At 48.5% G+C, this 19,986-nt stretch carries 12 protein-coding genes; 3 read left to right on the top strand and 9 right to left on the bottom strand.

Features of this window, described 5'->3' with window-relative positions:
* The first annotated feature begins 14 nt into the window (after positions 1 to 14).
* Positions 15 to 821 (top strand): helix-turn-helix domain-containing protein, encoded by an 807-nt coding sequence (locus tag ABIE50_RS20855; protein WP_209858238.1) that lies wholly within the window; start codon positions 15 to 17, stop codon positions 819 to 821.
* 124 nt (positions 822 to 945) lie between these two features.
* On the opposite strand, the gene ABIE50_RS20850 is transcribed toward ABIE50_RS20855, so the two are convergent.
* Both ABIE50_RS20850 and ABIE50_RS20845 read right to left on the bottom strand, forming a co-directional pair.
* Complete coding sequence (locus tag ABIE50_RS20850) at positions 946 to 1,725, bottom strand: hypothetical protein (protein ID WP_209858237.1); 780 nt, start codon at positions 1,723 to 1,725, stop codon at positions 946 to 948.
* A 333-nt stretch (positions 1,726 to 2,058) separates the two neighbouring features.
* On the bottom strand, positions 2,059 to 3,276 hold the full coding sequence (locus ABIE50_RS20845) for a Gfo/Idh/MocA family protein (RefSeq protein WP_209858235.1): 1,218 nt from the start codon (positions 3,274 to 3,276) through the stop codon (positions 2,059 to 2,061).
* A 156-nt stretch (positions 3,277 to 3,432) separates the two neighbouring features.
* Here ABIE50_RS20845 and ABIE50_RS20840 point away from each other — a divergent pair, with 156 nt between their 5' ends.
* Positions 3,433 to 4,200, top strand: a complete 768-nt coding sequence (locus ABIE50_RS20840; protein WP_209858233.1) for a rhamnogalacturonan acetylesterase — start codon at positions 3,433 to 3,435, stop codon at positions 4,198 to 4,200.
* A 50-nt stretch (positions 4,201 to 4,250) separates the two neighbouring features.
* Here ABIE50_RS20840 and ABIE50_RS20835 read toward each other — a convergent pair whose 3' ends face one another.
* The 3 genes from ABIE50_RS20835 to ABIE50_RS20825 are packed head-to-tail and all read right to left on the bottom strand — an operon-like array spanning position 4,251 to position 12,943.
* Positions 4,251 to 6,044 carry a RagB/SusD family nutrient uptake outer membrane protein gene (locus ABIE50_RS20835; protein WP_209858231.1) on the bottom strand — a complete coding sequence of 598 codons (1,794 nt, stop codon included), beginning with the start codon at positions 6,042 to 6,044 and terminating at the stop codon, positions 4,251 to 4,253.
* Between the two features lie 5 nt (positions 6,045 to 6,049).
* Positions 6,050 to 9,313: a SusC/RagA family TonB-linked outer membrane protein gene (locus ABIE50_RS20830; protein ID WP_209858229.1), complete on the bottom strand. Its 3,264-nt coding sequence runs from the start codon at positions 9,311 to 9,313 to the stop codon at positions 6,050 to 6,052.
* A gap of 30 nt (positions 9,314 to 9,343) precedes the next feature.
* On the bottom strand, positions 9,344 to 12,943 hold the full coding sequence (locus tag ABIE50_RS20825; protein WP_209858226.1) for a T9SS type A sorting domain-containing protein: 3,600 nt from the start codon (positions 12,941 to 12,943) through the stop codon (positions 9,344 to 9,346).
* Positions 12,944 to 13,621: 678 nt separating this feature from the next.
* Between ABIE50_RS20825 and ABIE50_RS20820 the strand changes: the two genes are divergently transcribed.
* Positions 13,622 to 16,021, top strand: a complete 2,400-nt coding sequence (locus ABIE50_RS20820) for an ABC transporter permease (protein WP_209858224.1) — start codon at positions 13,622 to 13,624, stop codon at positions 16,019 to 16,021.
* 10 nt (positions 16,022 to 16,031) lie between these two features.
* Here the strand turns inward: ABIE50_RS20820 and ABIE50_RS20815 are convergent, their stop codons facing one another.
* From ABIE50_RS20815 to ABIE50_RS20800, 4 genes are all read right to left on the bottom strand, one after another.
* On the bottom strand, positions 16,032 to 16,904 hold the full coding sequence (locus ABIE50_RS20815) for an alpha/beta hydrolase (RefSeq protein WP_209858222.1): 873 nt from the start codon (positions 16,902 to 16,904) through the stop codon (positions 16,032 to 16,034).
* Positions 16,905 to 17,015: 111 nt separating this feature from the next.
* Complete coding sequence (locus ABIE50_RS20810; protein ID WP_209858220.1) at positions 17,016 to 17,927, bottom strand: helix-turn-helix domain-containing protein; 912 nt, start codon at positions 17,925 to 17,927, stop codon at positions 17,016 to 17,018.
* Positions 17,928 to 18,054: 127 nt separating this feature from the next.
* Positions 18,055 to 18,996, bottom strand: a complete 942-nt coding sequence (locus ABIE50_RS20805; RefSeq protein ID WP_209858218.1) for a helix-turn-helix domain-containing protein — start codon at positions 18,994 to 18,996, stop codon at positions 18,055 to 18,057.
* 5 nt (positions 18,997 to 19,001) lie between these two features.
* Positions 19,002 to 19,865 carry an NmrA family NAD(P)-binding protein gene (locus tag ABIE50_RS20800; RefSeq protein WP_209858215.1) on the bottom strand — a complete coding sequence of 288 codons (864 nt, stop codon included), beginning with the start codon at positions 19,863 to 19,865 and terminating at the stop codon, positions 19,002 to 19,004.
* Positions 19,866 to 19,986: the final 121 nt, after the last annotated feature.

Genomic DNA, 19,986 nt, shown 5'->3' with positions numbered 1-19,986 from the left:
ATAAATTAAGTAAGATGGAAGCATTAACCATAACCAGTGTGCCTGAAATATTTATATCCTGCAAAAAGGAAGTGCACTATAGCCGTGAATTGATCCTGCCGCAGCCCGCACTGGTAAGGGTAATGTCGGGGGAAGTAAGGGTTGCGGCGGCCGACCGGCAATATAACTTTTACGAGGGAGACACTGTGTTATTCCCCCGGAACCAGTTAGGGAGAATGAGCAAACTGCCTTTGGATGGCAAGCCTTGTATCGCGGTGTCCATTGTTTTCAGGCGGGATGTATTGCACCGGTTTTATACGGCTAACCCGGTTGAACCGCCGGTTTTTCAAACAGCGGGTTTAATGGAATTTGGGGAGCACCCCTTGCTCGAAAGCCTCTTTAATTCACTCACGCCTTACTTTAAACTGGCGGATGCGCTGCCTCCCGATCTTGCGGCGTTTAAGATGGAAGAAGCGGTAAGGGTGCTGCGTGCCATTAATAAAAACGTGGATCAATTGCTGGGATGGTTTGAGGAGCCAGGGAAGATAGACCTGATGGATTTTATGGAAAGGAATTTTATGTTTAACCTGCCTGCGGCCCGGTTTGGTTACCTAACGGGGAGAAGCCTTACTACGTTTAAACGGGATTTTAAAAAGGCGTTTAACAACACCCCTGAAAAATGGCTTACAAAAAAGCGCCTGGAACTGGCGCATTACCTGATATCAGAACAAAAGAGAAAGCCTTCGGATGTTTATTTTGAAGTGGGCTTTGAGAATTTATCCCATTTTTCTTTTGCTTTTAAGAAACAGTTCGGGTATAATCCTACCGCTACTCCTGTATAATTCAGCCGTTATGCAGCGGTTGCTGTATTACGCACTTTGGAAGAAGGGAGGTGTTGATGCAGTGAAGGGGTCCCGCTGATCTGAAGATAAAAAAACCGGGATCTTTTTGATCCCGGTTCAAACATCAGGGGGCCGGAGGCGGAGGCGCCGGCATGCCTGAAATGGCCACCAGGGCCAGGGCGTTGTAAGCGCCGTTTTTGAGGCTATACGAAACGCCATTCACCTTCTGGAAGAACTCAATGCCCATTGCAAGGAACAGTGGCCTGGTACTGTTGGCTGTTAGGTTAACAGACAGGTTCATCACTTCAGTGGGAGTAGCGCTGATAGCTGTTTCGGCACCGGCTGCCGTTGCATTCACGATCGTTTCCGCTTCGAAATCTATCTCAGCGCCGGCAATCGTGATTTGAAAATGCGTGGCGCCGGCGGGGCTGGCCAGCAGGTTCACCGGTACAAAGGCCGGCATATCCACTTTAAGCACGCCTGTACCACGATCTATACTGGCTGCGAAAGGCGCATACAGCGTGCCGCCCAGTCGCCCGTTGGCATTGAACTCAAAGCCATTCAGCAGCTCCACTTCTCCGTCGATTACATTGCGTTGGCCTCTTGCATTGGTGGCATCTGCCTGGATCACCCTGAGCATTTGGGAGGAGAGGCGCGATGTTACCTGGCTGTCGCCAATGTTTGAAAGCAGTGCGCGGAACGCGGTGCGGAGCAATTTGCCGGCTTTACCCGCGCGGCCAAACTCTGATCCGTTTTCACGGGTACGCACAAACGCGGGGTCTGTGGCCAGGCGTTTGGCATCAACCCCGCCTTTTGCACGGGCCATTGTACCGTCTTTTGATTTGTAAAAGGTGATATTACCTATCGTACCTTTCAGGGAAATGATTCCAGTTTGTTTTGCCATTTTAAAACATTTTTAGATTAACAATGGGGCTGTTTATATAGCCTTGCCCGTTAGGCTTACATCTGCGCAGGATGTTGTGTTTTTGGATTAATCATGTCAAACCTAAGCTGGCATCTCCATCAAAAAAAAATTCCCTTCCGGTTATGCCGGATTGATATGAATTAGTATCTGAATTGTGCTGGTGAGGGGTATAATGCAGTTGATCCTGGCAGTATATTACCAGGATCAATTTTCCGGGATCACAGGCAGATGCCTGAACAGATGTGGGGGCTTACAGGGATTTAGGGTTATTGAAAATTAACCGTTATGCATAAAGAGGGAAGGTATCCCAGATCATACATCATACTCAGGTTTCCAGTACTGGCAAGCGCCGGTTTCAATGGCATGATTCGCCATATGTACGGCAACAGCGGCGTCTTTCCCGCTTTCTACACCGGATACCGGCTTTTTGTTGTTCCTGATGCAGGCGGCGAAATCGAGTAATGCAGAAGTGGTTGGCTCTGGTACCGGCTCGCCTGCTTTTCCGAAAGTAAGCGGCATACCCTGGCCGGGAGGGCCGTCTGTCCTGGTGGCGCCGGTTACGCCATCTACGGTATCCAGTACTTTTTTTACGTCTTCGCTGTAAAGAAATGCTTTGTCGCGCTGTATTTCAAGTGTGCCGCGGTTTCCCAGTACCCTGATGGAATATCCCTTATACGCATTGCTGAGGATAGAGGACACGCCTGATTTTACACCGCCGGGATATTCAAATACGGTGCGCACATTGTCCCAGGTTTCCCGTCCGTCTTTCCAGTAGTCGATACCGCCCATGCCTACTACGCGGAGCGGGTGGCTGTTGAGGATATAATTGACTATATCGATCTGGTGCCCGCATAGTTCAGCTACCAGGCCGCCGGAGTATTCGCGGTACATCCGCCAGTTGATAAGGCGCTCCATGGCCGGGTCGGGCACGGGGTTTCTCCAGTCGGAATTGCGATGGTACTGGCACTCAAAATGGGTAACGGTGCCCAGCCAGTTTTGCGCGATGATTTCCTTCACGCGATGGTAGAGGGCATAGTACCTGTATTGATGCCCTACCTGGAATACCAGCCCGGATTTCCTCACCTGGGCCACCAGTTGCAAGGCCTGTGGGATATCGTATGTCATGGTTTTTTCCACGTACACATGTTTACCGGCATCCAATGCGTCTTTTGCCATGGCGTAGTGCAGGTAAAGCGGCGTAGCAATGATCACGGCTTCCACTTCTTTATTTTCGAGCAGCTTACGATAGTCGGTATAGGCTTTGGCTCCTTTTGCTGCCAGGGACATACCATGTTGCAAATTTGCGGGGATGGTATCACAACAGGCAATTATTTCGAGGGCCGGTTTTTTCTTCAGCAGCCTGGCTATACCGCTGCCGCGGTTACCGGTGCCTATGAGGCCGGCCTTAACGGGAGCTGCGCCTGGTGCGCCTAATGCCCATGCCGGCAAAGTGGCTGCCGCTGCAATGCCTGTTAATGTTACGGCGCCGGAATACAAAAACTTTCTGCGGGAAAAATGATGATCTTGCATATTCCAAAATAGGTAATAAAAAGCAGCGGGGCAAGGTTTGCACAGCATAAATCTCCGGTAACGTTCTCGCTGTTTTAGCGTGTGCAAAAAGAAATCCATCAGGGCAATGAGTATATTTATTACCTGGATATTTTATCAACCGGAAATATTTTCTATATGCAGATGAATTTAAAAAAGAACATGCTGCCGGCGGCTTTGTGCCTGTTACTTTGCAGCTTTATTCCACAGCAAAAGAAGATCAATATTTTTTCCATTGGGGATTCCACGATGTGTGATTACGATGAAAAATACCTGAGCTCATTTGGTGGCAGCAGTCTTTATCCTATCCGCGGATGGATGCAGATGGCGCGGGAGTATTTTAACGGGCCGGTTATCATACATAATGCGGCAAGGAGTGGGAGGAGCTCTAAAAGCTACCGCAGTGAAGGGCACTGGCAAAAGGTGATCGACAGCGTACAGCAGGGTGATTATGTTTTTATCATGTTTGGTCCCAATGACCAGAAAAGCGATACGGCCAGGCATACGGACCCGCGCACTACCTACCGTCAGAACCTGATCGGCTACATTAACGAAACGAGGGCAAAAGGAGCGCATCCTGTATTATTCACTTCTATAGTAAGACGTAAATTCGGTATTAACGGGAAGCTGGAAGATACTTTGGGCGATTATATCCCGGTGGTGCGGGAACTGGCGGCTGAAATGAAAGTACCGCTGGTAGATCTTTACAAAAAGTCCGGAGAGCTTGTTGAAAGCTACGGACCTGAGGAATCCAAAAAATTGTTTGTTTATATCCGGCCGGGCGTATTTCCAAAGTTGCCTGAGGGGAAGCAGGATGATACGCACCTGAATGAGCGGGGAGCTACTGAAATAGCAGAGCTGGCAGTTAGTGAGCTGAAGGCGCTGGGATTACCTTTCTTTAAATAAAACATATGCAGTTGCCGGAGAACGATAACTCCGGCAACTGCATATGCTGATCAGTATCCATAATCCTGGGTGAGATTATGATTTGCTTCTATTGATGTTTGAGGTATTGGCAGCAGCTCATTGCGATCCGGTGTAAAAAGCTGCGCTACATTTGTGATCCATGATGCCGTGATAGAGCTTACCCAGTTGGCCTTTGCATAACCGCCGGGTGGAGCTGAGGCAGGAGAGGGCTGATAAAGGGAACTGCCCCATATGATGGTTTGTGATCCTGTTTTATAATAAACTACCTGCGGCAATGTATTGTATGGCGCCTGTTTGTTCATCATCTTCGTATAATTAGCTCTTGCTTCCAATATTTTCCGGTGGAGCAGGTTCCAGCGGATCAGGTCATATTTCCTGATCCCTTCTCCGCCAAATTCAAAAGAGCGCTCATTTACCAGGGCGTTAAAGAAAGCTTCTTTGGAGGCGGGCGTAGTGCCTATCTTATCTTCATTGCCTTTGAACCCTCTTTTTCTTACTTCCTCATACGCGCTGATGGCGGCAGCTGTGGGGCCATTGTTCAGCTCATTTTCCGCTTCTGCAAACATCAGGAGGATATCAGAAAAACGCAGCACCGGCCAGTTGATGCCCAGTTGCTGCGAGGTGGTGGTGGGCGCCGGCGTGATCCAGTCGGCGCGGAATTTTCCACTGGTCATGTTTACCAGTGTTTGTACTGTTTTACTCTTGTCTGCATTATTGTAATAAGGAGCGGTGGTTACATCCCGGCGGGTATCTACTGAATCAAAGGAATAGAAATATGTGGGAATAACGCGTATGGAGCTGTTGCCCAGCTGGGCGGCATTACCGGGCACATAAAACCTGGGGCCGTCGTAATAGCCGAGATTGCCGGTGAGGCCTGCGCCCATAGCTATTTCAAAGATCACTTCTCCAAAGGGGTCCTGCTTATAGGAATCAAGACCGTCTTTAAATACTGCCTGGAAGCTGGGGTTGAGGGTATGTTTATCGCGGCGCTGCATGATATCATAGCATTCATCCCTGGCAGTTTTGTAGTAGTCGGAGTAGTTGCTGCTGCGTTCCATTTTCCGGGAAGCGCGGCGCAGGGAATAGCCGCCCCTGAACAGGGCAATCCTTGCGCGTAGTCCTTTTACAGCGCCTTTGGTAATGCGTTCATCTGCTGTTACGCCGGGATCGCCGCGCCAGGGCACCAGGTCTTCCGCCGTTTTCAGGTCGCTCAGCAGGCGATCGTAGATGCTGTCGCGGTCTGTTTTCGCGAGGAACAGGTCGGCCTGGTCAATGGATGGTATAAACGGTGCAGGCACATCTCCCCAGTTCCTGATCAGTTCCAGGTAGTACTGTGCTCTCAGGGTAAGCGATTCTCCGTATAGGCGGCGCAGTTCTGCCTGTTCTGTAGCGGTGCCTTTGCTGTATAGTTCCATGGCAGGAATGTTTTTGATACAGATATTAGCGCGCTCCACGCCGATATACAATTGCTGGAAAGGCCCTGCCAGTTGTGCATTGGTGGGCTGCAGGTTGTAGCGGGAGAGGTCCCTGGAGCTGTTGTCCGGCGCGGTGGTATTGGTAACGCCTATCATTTCATCTGTATCGTAAGGATACATCAGGCTAAGCCTGCTGCCGTAAGCCTGTGTGCCGGACAATGGTTCATATGCGCCAATTACGGCGCTGGTGGCATTGGGCACGCTTCCGAAAACATACTGCTCGTCAAACGCCGATGGAGGCGTTTTGTCGAGATATTTTCTACAGGCGGCAGTACCCATCAGTATCGGGACGAGCACTATCATCCAGGCGGTGTAATATAATTTTTCCCTTGCTGTCATGTTCTCCATAATCTTTATAATGTAAGGTTAATACCAAAAAAGAAAGAGCGGCTACGCGGATAGGCTGAGTAGTCCACACCAGGCGTAACAGGAGTGGCGCGGCGGGTATTCACCTCGGGGTCATATCCCGAATAACGGGTTAGTATGGCGAGGTTGTTGCCGGTAGCGTATATCCTTAAACTGCTGATCTTTATTTTACCAAGTTGTTTTGCGGGAAATGTATACCCGATGGTAACATTGTTCACGCGGAGGAAGGAGCCATCTTCCACTGCCCAGGAAGTAGGATAAAAAGCGCCTGCGCCGGAAATGGGCATCCATATTTTTGCGTGGCTGTTCAGCGCCGCCAGCTGTTCGGGAGGAGCTCCAGTTACCACTTGTTTACCGCCCACGGTAATTACCTGCTGCATTACTTTCCCGCCTGCATCTACCGTGCGCCAGCGGTCTTCCATAATAGCGAGCATATTGGTGTTGCGGGAATAGGCATTGGTAAATTCTATTTTGTTGGCATTCAGGAGGCTGTTTCCTACCACGAAGTTCAGGAACACGCTGAGATCAAAATTTTTGTAAACAAATTGCTGGTTCAGTCCACCTGTATATTTAGGGTTCGCATTCCCGATAATGGTTTTATCGTTTTCATCGATGATGCCATCGCCGTTCAGATCCTTCAGTTTCATCCATCCGGGTTGTGCCACGCCTATTACGCCTGATACATCGGTTACGCCTTCTTTCAATGTATAGATCCTGGTGGAGGCGTCGTAGTTAAAGTCGTCCAGTTTGTAAAATCCATCATTCACAAACCCGTACATGGACCCAACGGGTTCCCCTGTTCTTACAATATAATCTGCCGGCTGCCCAGAAATCCCAAAGCCTGAATTCCTGTAGAACTGTGTGAGGTAGCTGGAAAGCGCCTCTACCTTATTCCTGTTGAATGCGATATTAAAAGTGGAGCTCCAGCTGAAGTTTTTCTTTTGAATGATGGTACCGCTCAGCTGCAGTTCCACTCCTTTATTGGAAGTGGTGCCTACGTTCTGCAACTGCTCTGAGTAACCGGAGCTGGTGGGAATGCGTATAGGTATGAGGAGATCTTTTACCTTGTTAAAATATACATCAGCGGTCAGTTGCAGGCGGTTGCCGAAGAAGGCGGCATCCAGGCCGGCATTACGGGAAATGGTGGTTTCCCATTTGAGGTCTTTGCTGGCAAGACTGCTTGCTACATACCCTGGTATGATCTGTTCATTCAGGGAATACTGGGCATTGGCGAAATAGGTATTCAGGTATAAATAGTCGGCAATACGGTTATTTCCAGCCAGCCCGTAGCTGAGCCGGAGCTTCAGATCGGATATGAATTGCACATCTTTCATAAAATCCTCCCCGGAAATCCTCCATGATAATGCTGCGGCAGGGAAGTAACCCCATCGCTTATCCGGGGCAAATTTTGAGGAGCCGTCTGCACGCAAACTGATACTTGCCAGGTATTTATCCTGGTAATCATAATTTACTTTTGTGAAGAAAGATAACAGGCTGCTTTCCGCGATAGTTGTTTTGGGGAACAGCGGCACTGTAGTGCCCAGGCTAAACTGGCCAAAGGCTTTTTCAGGGGTGATACCTGCCGGGAAATATCTCAGCTCATTATCCAGCATATTGCTGGAAGTATTATATATTTCATTTCCCAGCAGTACGTTCACATGATGACCTTTAGCGCCGCTGTTCCGGTAGGTAAGCACGTTTGAATTATTAAAGGAGCTGCGGTTAATAGTAATATTGCTGATGAGCGGCAGATTGGCGCCGTTAAGTCTTGAATTGGAAGTAACGGAGCCGTCGAATGCCTGTTGTTCCTGGTTGTTGCGGTCGAACCCTATAGTTGTTCTGAAAGAGAAGTACTTGTTAAAAGTATAGTTCAGGTAACCGCCTATGTTGAGGATCTTTGTATATTTTTTCCTGTATTGTGCATTGTTCAGGAGCACGGGGTTAATGATGCCCAAACCATTTCCTGCATTGGTATCGTTGTAATAGTCCACATCATCCATCTCTTCCGCGTTGGTATCATCGAGATTGAACGGGCGGTATTTGATGGTATGCCGTAGCCCGTTATAGGCGGAGGCGCCTTCGTTTGACGAGCCCGCGCCGCTGGAAGTTTCATCGCTGTACCTAACGTTAAAACCTATACGCAGTTTGCTGTTGGCCGTATGGTCAAATTTGAAATTGACCAGGTTCCTTTTCAGGTCTGAATTGATCATAATCCCTTCTTCCTGGTTATTGGTATAGCTGAGATTATACCTGGTGTTCTGTGTGCCTCCTGCAATACTTGCGTTATGTGTTTGCATCAGGGCATGGCGGCCAAATACATTATTTTGCCAGTCGATTTCCGGTGTGTTCCTGTATTTCTCCAGGTCGGAACCGTACATGTTGTCAAAAGCGGTGCTGTCGGCCGTAAGGCCACGGCTGCGCTCATACTGGTACAATACAAAATTGTAGGGGTCCATTACTTCCAGTTCCTTTGGCAGCATACGTACGCCCATCATGCCGTTATAGCTCACCACGGTTCTTCCTTCTTTCCCGGTTTTGGTAGTAATGATCACCACGCCGTTGGCGCCTCTTGCGCCATAGATGGCAGTAGCAGAAGCATCTTTCAGCACATCCACTGTTGCAATATCCTGTGGGGATATACCGGAAAAACCATCTTCCACCTGTACGCCGTCGATGATGTAAAGGGGAGAGTTATCCTGTGTTACAGAGCCGCCGCCTCTTATCCTGATATTAAAATCGGAGCCTGGCTTTCCTTCCGAAGAGGTGATCTGCACGCCTGCCAGCCGGCCGGTGAGCGCTTCCGCTGCGGAGTTAACGGGTATATCTTTCAGCTCTTTTGCATTAACCGAGGATACGGCGCCGGTGAGGTCTTTTCGTTTAACGGTGGCATAGCCTACTACCACCACATCGTTGATGTTCCTGATCTCGGTTTCAAGCACTGCGTTGATGGTCGTTCTGCCGTTTATGGGTATTTCCTTTGCGGCATGACCGGTATAGGAGAATACCAGTTTCTCCGCTGTGGCGGGGGCTTTCAGCCGGTAGTGCCCTTTCTCGTCTGTGATGGCGGCAGCTTTGCCGCCTTTTACCTTTACCGTTACGCCTATCAGTGCCACCTTATCTGCCGCTGATGTAACGGTTCCCGTTATTGTGATCTCCTGCGACTGGCCAAACAGCGCCGTCGTAAAACACAGCATTACACAGGCCAGTAAAATACCCGCCAGCGGTTGCATAAAATTCTGCTTATCCATCATAACAATCATTTGAAAATTAGTACCTGTTCCTTACTGTTTTATGAACACCAATCCGCTCCTGGTACCTGCATTATCCATTACCAGCAGGTAGGAGCCACTTATAAGTTCCCCGGTATTGATCCTTGTTTCTGTAGTACCGGGGGCCACTACACATGTTTTTATCTTTAACCCGCCTATAGTAAAAAGGGAGATGCCGGCATTTCCTTTTACCAACGGGTGGCGTATTACCAGTTTGTTGGTTACGGGATTTGGGAAGATGATCAGCTGGCTTTCCTTTTTTATTTCTTTCACCACCATACCGTTGCTTGCAGGCAGGGAGCGGAGCAGGGTGGTATCTGCGGATTGCCTTGCCTGCAATGTGTTGTCGATGCTGACAGTATTGCTGTATACGATGGTTCCCTGTCCATCGGTCCTGTAGCTGCCTATCTTATAGTAAAGCGTTTGTTGCGGGGCATTCGCATCTTCCGTTATATAGTGCGTCCTGTTTATATTGGATGGCAGCTCGCTGATCTTTGTAAATGATACGTTATCAGCGGAACGGTAGATGCCAAAGCGGAACTGGTCTTTAGCCCAGTCGATATCAAAACTGATCTTTACCGTATCGCCACCAGCGCGGGTTGCGGCAACCTGGGTAAAGGTCACCTGCTGATCGGGCGACTGGATGCCGTTGAGATAATTTTCCAGCAAGGTGAAACCGTTGCTTCCGGTTGTATTGGCAGCGGTGCCTGTAGAGTCGTTGCCTGTCATCAGTTCCCACCAGTTGGGCAGGCCATCATTATCGGTATCATCCGGGTAGGTGGTGGATGTTAAGGCCGGCCATCCGCCTACGGTGTTCTGGCTGTTTATAATCCCGGAGGGGTGGCCCATGCCGGAAGCCTGGTAGCTGCTGTCTTCATACGTAGCGGTGCCGGTGAGCGTTTCTCTTACAATGCGGCGGTCTACCGTATCCCTTCTTGGCAAAATGGCGCCGGCGCTGCCGGTTACAGCTATATAAGCATCGGGCGCTGTTTGTGTAGTTACGGGGCTATGTGCGAAAGGAGTGTTTACCCTTGCGGCTGCGAGGGCTTCTGCAGCGCCAGGTAGATTGTCGGGGTGCACGCCGTATACCCAGTTATTATCGGATGAATCGTTGGGTTCTTCCACGCAGGGATAGCCTGGCACATAGTTGCCTTTGATGTAAAATTTCCCGCCGGGAATAGTATCTCCGGCCAGGGATAGGCTGTAGGTGGTGTACGACAGGATACGATGCCGCCTGTTGGAGGTGGCGCAGGAAGCGCTGCCTGTAGTAGCCGGGCCGGGTTTGTAATAATTGTTCACCATATTCTGGTGGCCGCCGGCGCCGCCATAGGTAGAGCCAACCCAGTTGTACACCACATTGTTCCTGAAATCGACATACTCCAGTTCAGGCTGGCCGGTATTGGCGCTGCCGGAAAAGCGGGGATTACGGTTGCTGTGGCTGGCCAGCAGGTTGTGATGGAACGACGATTGCTGGCCGCCCCAGATGCCGCCGTAGCCATGTGGTGTTTCCTTTACATGGATGGACTGGTACAGGCTTTCGCTCAGGATACTCCATTGCAGGGTGAAGTTGGAGATGGCATAAAATGATCCTGCTTCATCGGTAGACCAGCTCATGGAACAGTGGTCTACTATAATATCGGAGAACGGCTTTGTAACGGGATTACCAAAATTATTGTACATGGCATCCACTGCTTTTGCCGTATCCCCGGGGTTCAGGATAATATCTCCCGGACGGCTGCGCAGATATCTTATGACCACGTTATTGGCCCTGATGCCCAGGCCGTAGTTGGCGAGGCAAATACCATCGCCGGGCGCTGTTTGCCCCGCAATGGTGATATTGTCCTGTAAAATTACAATCGGGCTTAGCAGGTATATGGTGCCGGACACTTTGAACATCACAGTACGGTTAGGCTGGCTGACTGCATCCCTTAAACTGCCCGTGCCGGAGTTATTGAGATTGGTGACATAATAAACGCTGCCTCCTCTGCCTCCTTTGGCAAACCTGCCGGCGCCTTCCGCACCGGGAAAGGCAATTTGCCGGAAAGGATAGGTAGTGCCGCTGATCATTACATTCTTTGTTACCAGGTATTTATTGCTGATGGCGCTGGTAGTCCATGGATATACCCTCAGGTATAAAGTTTTGCCCTGCGGGATATCTATATTCAGGTTGCTGAACGTATAGGCGGAAGGGGTAGTACCGGATACCAGGAGCTGGTCTGTTGCCAGGTTGGTGAAAGTGCTGCCGTCGGTCGACCAGCAGATCCGTGCATGCGCATAGGCCGATGAATTAAACGACAGGGGCACCGTGATCTGCTGTACCAGCAGGCTGTAGCCTGTTACAGGGGAAGCAGTGTATTGAATATATCTTCCGGTGGCTGGTGCAGTTTCCGCGGGCCAGGCGCTGTCGGGTGGGAGCAGTCTTTGTCCGCCGCTGCCGGAGATGTAGTTATTTACTTTCAGCCCGGTGAGCGATTGGGCTGTTGCCGTTACATCGCCGGTTACGGTGGCATCCTGGCCGACAGTAAGCGCCCAGGCGATGGCCGGTACTACATAGCTGTATCCTGTTACCGTCATGTTTTTCATGGTAAGCGGTATATTCCCCTGTGCAGTGGTGCTCCAGGGGAGTAGCCGGAGGTGCAGGGTTTGCCCGGTAACGGCCGTGATGTTAAGGTTGCTCAACGTATATACGGCAGCGTTAGTGGTTAAGCTCAGCGTTGTATCAATTTCCGTATAGTCGGTCCCGTTAACCGACCAGGAAAGTTTTGCTTTTGCACCGGCCGCGGCAAATGCCAGCGACAGGGAGATATCGGTTACCGTGAATGCGCTGCCGGTAACAGGCGTGGTGGTGAACAGGGCATACCTGTTATTATCGGGCGCTGTTGCAGCCGGCCAGCTGCCGGTTGCGGGCAATAGCTGCTGCCCGTTGGAATAACTGTCCACCACCAGGTTACCAAGCGTTTGCTGCCCCGCGGTGATATTCCCGCTGGCAGTTGCCTGCTGGTTGGCCGTGAGTGGCCATGAAGCTACAGGCACGGGATTGGTGGTTCCTTTAATGATCACATTTTTTGTAACCAGGTATTTACCGGTGATCAGGCTGCTGGTCCAGGGAGATACCCTGAAATACAAAGTGCCGCCAGCCGGTACGTTGATATTCAGATTGCCGAATGTATAGGCTGTTGGCGTAGAAGAGGAAGCTAATGCAAAATCAGGCGTCACATTTGTAAAGTGAATGCTATCTGTTGACCAGGCCAGGTTTACCCTTGCAGCACTGGAGCCGTTGAAGCTGATGGATATCCCGATCTCTTTTATAGTAACACTGTTACCGGTTGCCGGTGTTACCCGGTATAGCATGGACCTGGAGCTGTCGGGAGCCGATTGTGCGGGCCAGGACCCGGCGGGGGGAATGGTACGTTCCCCGCCTGAAATATAATCGTAATGCGACAGGCCATTCAGGAGCTGTGCAGCAGCGGTAATATTTCCGCCGGTAACAGCCTGCTGGTCTGAAGTGAGCGCCCAGGTGGCAACAGCCGGGGATTGGCCATAGGCATTGTTGCTGTCAAAGCTGTTGATCAGCAGTATTACAGGTAACAGAAGAAGTAGAAATCTTTTCATAAATATTGTTGTATTATTTATTCTCCAGGTATTTCCCTCCCTCAAAATCTAATGCTACAGTTAACGGAAAAGCACGGCCTGCCGGATAATATCCGGGTGTTTTCCGAAGTGTGGCATTTTACCTTTCCGCGTTTAAATGGAATAGTGCCTGTTTAAAAATGATAACGTGGGCAACAGGCTTCTTCTTCGTCTTTACATTCCTGAATCTAAAAGCGCAATTTTTGGCTGATATTGTTTTCCTCAACCAAAATACACCCGAAATGGGTTATTTTGCATGTGAAGGGCAGATAAATCACCGAGAACGTTACCGAAATCCCCGGCCCGGAGTATTTAATAGCAATAGCTACTGACCTTATTTTTACTTATATTGCTTATAAGAATTAAATCTCCCCAATGCGTTCCTCTCTAACCATGAAGTATCTTACAGTATTAATAGCTTTTGTGTTTTTTCCTGGTAGTTGCAGCAATAATAAAGCTAACAGCGATACTTAACCAGCTTTGCTGGCAGCATCAGTTGCAGGATGATTGAACAATCGCTGAACTTTTCCTGACCGTTCACGTACACTCCTGTTCTTAATCGGACATTTTGTTGAATTTGAATTTGTATAACCCGTTACTGATCAGGTATTTGTATTTTGGCACAACCGTTGAAATGCCCATGGTACTTATACTGCCCATATGTTTAGTAATTATCTGAAAATCGCTCTCCGCAATCTTGCGCAAAACAAAATCTATTCTTTTATCAATATTGCAGGCCTGGCTATTGGGCTTACCTGCGCTATGTTGATACTCCTTTATGTAAAGGATGAAGTGAGCTTTGACCGTTTTCATAAAAAGAGTGCGGGTATTTACAGGATAGTTTCCAGGATAGCTGTCAATGGCGCGGAACGCCGGTCTACCAGCACCGGCTTATTACAGGGGCCGAGGTTCTCGCAGAATGTGAGCGGAATCAAATCATATGTGCGCGTGCAGGACGGCCATGCAGATTTTAAGAAAGGTGCTGAAATAGAAAGCAGGGATCTTCTTTTTGTGGATGCCAATTTCCTGTCGGTATTTACCTTTCCCGTGATTGAGGGCGATGCGCGGACCTGTTTAAAAGACCCGCATTCTGTTGTGCTTACAAAGGATGAAGCAAAGAGGCAATTTGGTACAGAGAAAGCAGTGGGTAAGATCCTTATGTTAAAAGAGCGTGAGAAGTTTGTGCCATACCAGGTCACTGCTGTTACAGAGAATTGTCCGCAAAACTCCACCATCGGTTTCAATATACTGTTGCCGATCAGGGAAACGGAAGCAGATTTAAATAACAGTGAGAACTGGTTTGCTTATTTCCTGAACACCTTTGTTGAGCTGGAGGATAATGCTGATCCGAATATGGTGGCGCAGCAAATGCAACGGTTTTATATTAAAGATGCCAGTGCAGCATACAAAGCGATGAATGCCAGGTTTGGGAACCCCGACAATTCCCGGTTGGAAACTTATTTCCTTCAGCCATTCCTTGATATACATCTGAGCAAAGAGCTTTCAGCGCAGAATGGCCTGCAAAAAGCCAGCAACCCGGTTTATGGTTATATTCTTTCCGGCATCGCGCTTTTTGTGCTGCTTATTGCAAATATCAATTTTGTAAATCTTACTGTGGCCCGTTCTGTGAGGCGGGCAAAAGAAATCGGGATCCGTAAGGCAATTGGGAGCGACAGGCGTCAGCTTATCATACAATTCCTGGGAGAGTCTTTTATACTATGTGCTATTGCTTTTGTACTGGCAATTGTGTTGGCGCAAATGGTACTACCGCTGTTTAATGAATTGTCAAATAAGAAACTGTCCATCAGTTACCTACTCGATTTCAAGCTGGTGGCGGGTTATTTCGCTCTTTTCCTGCTTACCGGTTTGCTTGCAGGATGTTATCCTGCCATGATCCTGTCGGGCTATAAACCTGTTGAAACCCTCTATAGCAGGTTTACGCTGAAAGGCAATGGCGGATTACAAAAATCACTGGTGGTTTTCCAGTTCACATTGGCGGCCTTTTTAATTATAGCCACTTTTACGATCTATTCCCAGTTCAACTATCTTACAAAAGCCGATCTCGGGTACGATGACCGCGACATTGTAGTAGTGAGCAAAGATAATATGTCGCACCAGGAAGCTGCCGCCTTTAAGCAGGAGCTGCTTAACTCCCCGGATATTATGTATGTAGCTCCTAAGAACGGTGGTTTTTGGGGTACTGCTGCAAAAATAGATAACGACTCATCTGTTAACTTCGCCTGGGAAACAGTAGATGAATCTTATTTACAAACCTTAAAGATCCCGGTGGTAAAAGGCAGGAATTTTTCAGCGGATCATCCCGGTGATTCTGTTCAGTCTGTGCTGGTCAACGAAACTTTTGTAAAGACGGCAGGATGGAAAGATCCTATTGGTAAATCAATCGTTTTCAACTACCAGAATAATCAAACATACCAGGTAATTGGCGTAGTAAAAGACCATCATTTTACTGCCCTTAACGAACGGATAAGGCCCCAGTTGTTTACCATGAAAAATTCCAATCCTTATGGGGTTTTTTATATCAAGATACGCCCCAATACAGCTACCAGCAGTCTTAAATTTATAGAAGCAAAGTTCAGGGACTTTTTCCCTTTCAGCCCGTATACCTATGTGTTTAAGAACGAAGTGAACCGGCGGAATTATGAATCAGAAGCCAGATGGAAACAGATTATTTTGTATGGTGCTATACTGACTATTTTTATAAGCTGTATAGGATTATTTGGGTTGTCTGTTCTTTCCGCTGAGAAACGTACCAAAGAGATAGGTATCCGGAAAGTATTAGGGGCATCGGTGCAGAATATCGCAACGGTATTGTCTTTGGAATTTGTGAAGCTGGTGATCATTGCATTGCTAATAGCCATTCCGCTGGCGTGGCTGGCAGGTGTAAAATGGCTGGAGAACTATCCTTACAGGATCACTATGAGCTGGTCTTTATTTGGCTGGGCCGGGATACTGGTGGTACTGATTGCCGTATGCACGGTGAGTTTCCAGGCGGTGAAGGCCGCGTTGGCGAATCCTGTTAAAAGTCTCAGGAGTGAATAGATTTCGATGCTCAGAAGCCGTTTTCCCTTAGCCAGCTTTTGAACATCCTGAACCAGTTGTCCTTACTGTTCAGATCAGTAAGGCCAAAGCCGTGACCGCCGGATTGCAGGATATGCATTTCAGCTTTTACATTTGCCTGCAAGAGAGCATTAAAAAAAGAGAGCGTGTTTTTAACCGGGATCACATCATCATCTGCAGCATGTACCATAAAGGTGGGTGGGGTAGCAGTGGTAACATGTTTATCGGTGCTATAGAAGTGTAATGATTCCGGGGAAGGTTGTTTGCCTATCAGGGTTTCACGGGTCCTGGGAATGGCCGGGTCATAAAGGATCACCGGGTAGAGCAATGCCATAAAGTCCGGCCGCAGGCTGATCTTTTCCGGGTTGCTGATCACCACCCTGTTTTGCTGTGTTCCTTCCATCGATACCAGGTGCCCGCCTGCAGAAAGGCCCATTGTGCCTACTTTGCTGGGGTTAATTCCCCATTCCGCCGCCTTTTGCCGCACCAGCCTGATGGCAGCCTGTGCATCCTGCAAAGGCCCGATAGACCTGTTAATCATGATGGTATCGTTGGGCAGACGGTATTTTACAATGAAAGCGGTAATCCCTTCTTCGTTAAGCGCCCTGGCAATTTCTTCGCATGCCGCTAATGCCAGGAGTCGATAACCTCCCCCGGGGAAAATCAGTATGGCGGTGCCGGTGGCCTTTTCTTTTCCGGGAAAGAAAGGGATTAAGGCCGGTTGCGTTACGCGGGTGATATACCTGTTGGTATCTGTTTGTTCCAGGTAACCCGGCGGAGCTACACGGGTATTTTGCACAGGGCTTTCATAAAGTGGTATTGGCGCCTGCTGTGCAGTGGCGGATAGCCAACAGGTAATGGACATCAGCAGGAGAATACACCTGCCGGATTTTATAGACCGGATCATCATACTACAGGTTAATAGGTATGCAAAGTACAGATCTTTGTGCACCGGCGCTGTGCAGAAATGCTCAAATTACAGGATGGCCCTGAAGCGTGTTGGCTGTACACCATAGGCCGATCTGAATGCCCTGCTGAAAGCAGCTGCATCTTCAAACCCGCACATCCAGGCGATGTCCTGTACCTGCCCGTTGGTATGTTGCAGTAAGCGGGCAGCCTCCTTTAGCCTGATACTGATAAGATACTGGTAGGGTGTGGTATGAAAAACTGATTTAAACTGCCTTACCAGTTGGGGAACAGACAGGCCTGCCTGGGCGCTGATCCTGTTCAGATCAATATTTTCTCTGTGAGATGAATGCAGGATATCCTTTGCTATGCATAAGCGCTTATAAACTTCCTGCCTGGTACTGGCTTTAATTGCCTTCACCTGGTCGGTGTTCTTTATATCCAACCGGTGTGTACTTAACAGATAACGTAACAGGAAAACAAGATATTCATCTGTCATGCTTTCATTATATCCTTCTTTTTCCAGCAGGGATATCAGGCCGGACAATTGCCTGCTCATATCAGCTGTTACCGGGCGAAGGGTTTGAAAGAACTCAGGTATGCCGGTATTGCCTGTGGAAGGATGGTCCAGCAGGAAGTCCTCCCCATGCATAGCGTCAAACAACACAGATGAGGCAAACCCGTTTTTAAAGAAGATGGATAGGCAGCGTACTTTCTCTTTGCTGTTGATGCGGCAGGAATAACGCTGGTCATTATTTAGCACCAGGAACTGACCCGGGCGAATGGCTAATTGCCGGCCGTCAACGCCATAAATTTCTTCACCGCTCAGTACCGTTTTAATGGAAAGACAACCTATATGATCGTCACAGAAGCTCTCCCTGCTTTCCGCATTGAAAATAATATTATGCTTTCTGAATTTATCAAAATGCTGTGCTTCATTAAAGCCAGGTTGCGCGTGATCCGGTAGACGGGTAAAGTACATGGTGATTTATAGCAGGAAATTAATTGGGTTATTTCGTAAAGGTAATACTCCTGGTTGAATTTTATCTGCCGGGCCGGGGAGATAAATGAGCTGATGATCTAAGATCCCGGTTCATATTTGTAAGGAGCTAACCTTTTGGTAACAACCTGCCGGACTTTCTGAATTCCAGCGGTGAAATATTCATTTTAGTTTTGAATAGTTTAGAAAAGGACTGTGGATATTCAAACCCCAATTCAAAGGCAATTTCATTTACGGATAAATCGGTCATAATTAGTTTTTCCTTTGCTTTCTCCATGATTTTTTCCTGGATGTGCTGCTGGGTGCTGTAGCCTGTAAGTGTTTTGAGCAGGCCGCTCAGGTAATTGGGAGAGATATTCAGCTGGGCGGATATATCCTTTACCGTAGGTATGCCGTTCTTCTCCAGTGCTTCCGGGGAAAAAGCTTTTTCCAGCAAGGATCCCAGCTGGCTTACGATACCGTGGTGGGTGATTTGCCGGGTGATGAACTGCCGCTGGTAAAAGCGTTCTGAATAACCCAGCAGGGATTCGATCAGGGAGAGAATAATCCCCTGGCTGAATTGATCAATATTTGTGCTGTATTCCTGTTCAATATTCCTGAATAAACCGTTGATGGTCTGTTCCTCCTTATCAGACAGGAACAGGGCTTCATTTACAGTATAATCAAAGAATTCGTATTGCTTTATCTTCAATGCCAGGGGATGGTTCCAGAGAAAGTCCGGATGGAGCAGGAGCAACCACCCGGAGGGATTCACATTTTCTGCCAGGCCGGCATTAAAGCCAAATACCCGCCCCGGTGCTATAAAGTTCATCACACCCTTATCAAAATCATATTCCTGTTGTCCGTACTTCATCTTCACGCAGGACTGTGTGAATTGACTCATGCCAACAAAATAGAGATCGGTGGTTAGCGCTGTATCCAGCTGTTTGGGTGGCTCCTTTAGCTCAGCAATATTAATGATACTGATGAGCGGATGCTTTGTAGCAGGCAAACCTCTCAGCTGTAACAGCTCATTAACGCCTTTTATTTTCACGGGCAGGTTTCCTGTCATCAGATTCAATTTTGAAAGTACCAGGCAGCATACTCCCCGGCAAAATCCCGTAGTTTTCGTTTCCCCAATACGGGCCTGTTAAGATAGTAATCCTTTTGCGCTTTTCCATTATGCATATTTTCCTGCATTTCCACCAATAGCCCCGCCACTTCAGGTGATATGCCGTGGGCTTCGAGCGCTTGTTTTACCTGTTCTCCGGGCAATACTATCCATTGAAGGCCCGGTATTCCGATCGCTTCCCCTATAATTTGTGCTGCCTGGGCACAGGTAAGCTCTTCGCTGGCCACGTATTTTACTTTCAAGCCTGTAACTGCCGGGGTGTTGATCTCTTCCGCAATAGCAGCGGCAATGTCTTCAGGGGCCACAAAAGCCACCATATCTTCCCCGCCATAATTGGATATAATCATACCCTGGTGGCGGATCATTTCCTTTAGGTGGTAGAAATTACTGTAAAAAGGCCCTGGCCGCATAAAGGTAACGGACCGCTCTTTCAATGGCTCAAACTTTTTCTCCGGCTGGATGGAATTCAGCAGGTGGGCTATCCACCCGGTGAGCACAATTGTGCGTTTTATCCCCGCTTCCCTGATAGCATGGACATAGTTATCCATATGTTGGTCCCATTCATTCAGGTTGCGTGAGGTGAAATCCAGCGGGTTCATACAATAAACGACATCAGCCCCGGTAAAGGTTTTAACAAGAAAGGACAGGTCCCGGATACTGCCAATAGCAGGTTGGGCGCCCATTGCCTGTATCTGTGTGCGCTTAGCTGGGTTGGTACTGATAAGGGTAACCTGGTGGCCTTCCTTCACCAGTATTTCAGTTAGCGGTTTGCTGATATTCCCGAGGGAACCGGTAAGTACGATCTTCATTTCGATTATTAAATTTCAACAAAGTTCGCCGGGAATGAGGAGGAAAAAGTGTTCATATCTCAGAAGATCGTATGAAAATCTATTTTTGATTTTACTTTTGCATATAAAGGAGGAACAAGAC

Source organism: Chitinophaga sp. OAE865 (genome assembly GCF_040546735.1).
Lineage (GTDB): Bacteria > Bacteroidota > Bacteroidia > Chitinophagales > Chitinophagaceae > Chitinophaga > Chitinophaga polysaccharea_A.
Note: the sequence above shows the minus strand (reverse complement) of the source record. Positions and strands in the feature narration are given on the sequence as shown.

Coding starts and splice junctions, on each gene's coding strand:
- ABIE50_RS20855 (WP_209858238.1), top strand. CDS start 15: ATGGAAGCATTAACCATAACCAGTGTGCCTGAAATATTTATATCCTGC.
- ABIE50_RS20850 (WP_209858237.1), bottom strand. CDS start 1,725: ATGGCAAAACAAACTGGAATCATTTCCCTGAAAGGTACGATAGGTAAT.
- ABIE50_RS20845 (WP_209858235.1), bottom strand. CDS start 3,276: ATGCAAGATCATCATTTTTCCCGCAGAAAGTTTTTGTATTCCGGCGCC.
- ABIE50_RS20840 (WP_209858233.1), top strand. CDS start 3,433: ATGCAGATGAATTTAAAAAAGAACATGCTGCCGGCGGCTTTGTGCCTG.
- ABIE50_RS20835 (WP_209858231.1), bottom strand. CDS start 6,044: ATGGAGAACATGACAGCAAGGGAAAAATTATATTACACCGCCTGGATG.
- ABIE50_RS20830 (WP_209858229.1), bottom strand. CDS start 9,313: ATGATGGATAAGCAGAATTTTATGCAACCGCTGGCGGGTATTTTACTG.
- ABIE50_RS20825 (WP_209858226.1), bottom strand. CDS start 12,943: ATGAAAAGATTTCTACTTCTTCTGTTACCTGTAATACTGCTGATCAAC.
- ABIE50_RS20820 (WP_209858224.1), top strand. CDS start 13,622: ATGTTTAGTAATTATCTGAAAATCGCTCTCCGCAATCTTGCGCAAAAC.
- ABIE50_RS20815 (WP_209858222.1), bottom strand. CDS start 16,904: ATGTCCATTACCTGTTGGCTATCCGCCACTGCACAGCAGGCGCCAATA.
- ABIE50_RS20810 (WP_209858220.1), bottom strand. CDS start 17,927: ATGTACTTTACCCGTCTACCGGATCACGCGCAACCTGGCTTTAATGAA.
- ABIE50_RS20805 (WP_209858218.1), bottom strand. CDS start 18,996: ATGACAGGAAACCTGCCCGTGAAAATAAAAGGCGTTAATGAGCTGTTA.
- ABIE50_RS20800 (WP_209858215.1), bottom strand. CDS start 19,865: ATGAAGATCGTACTTACCGGTTCCCTCGGGAATATCAGCAAACCGCTA.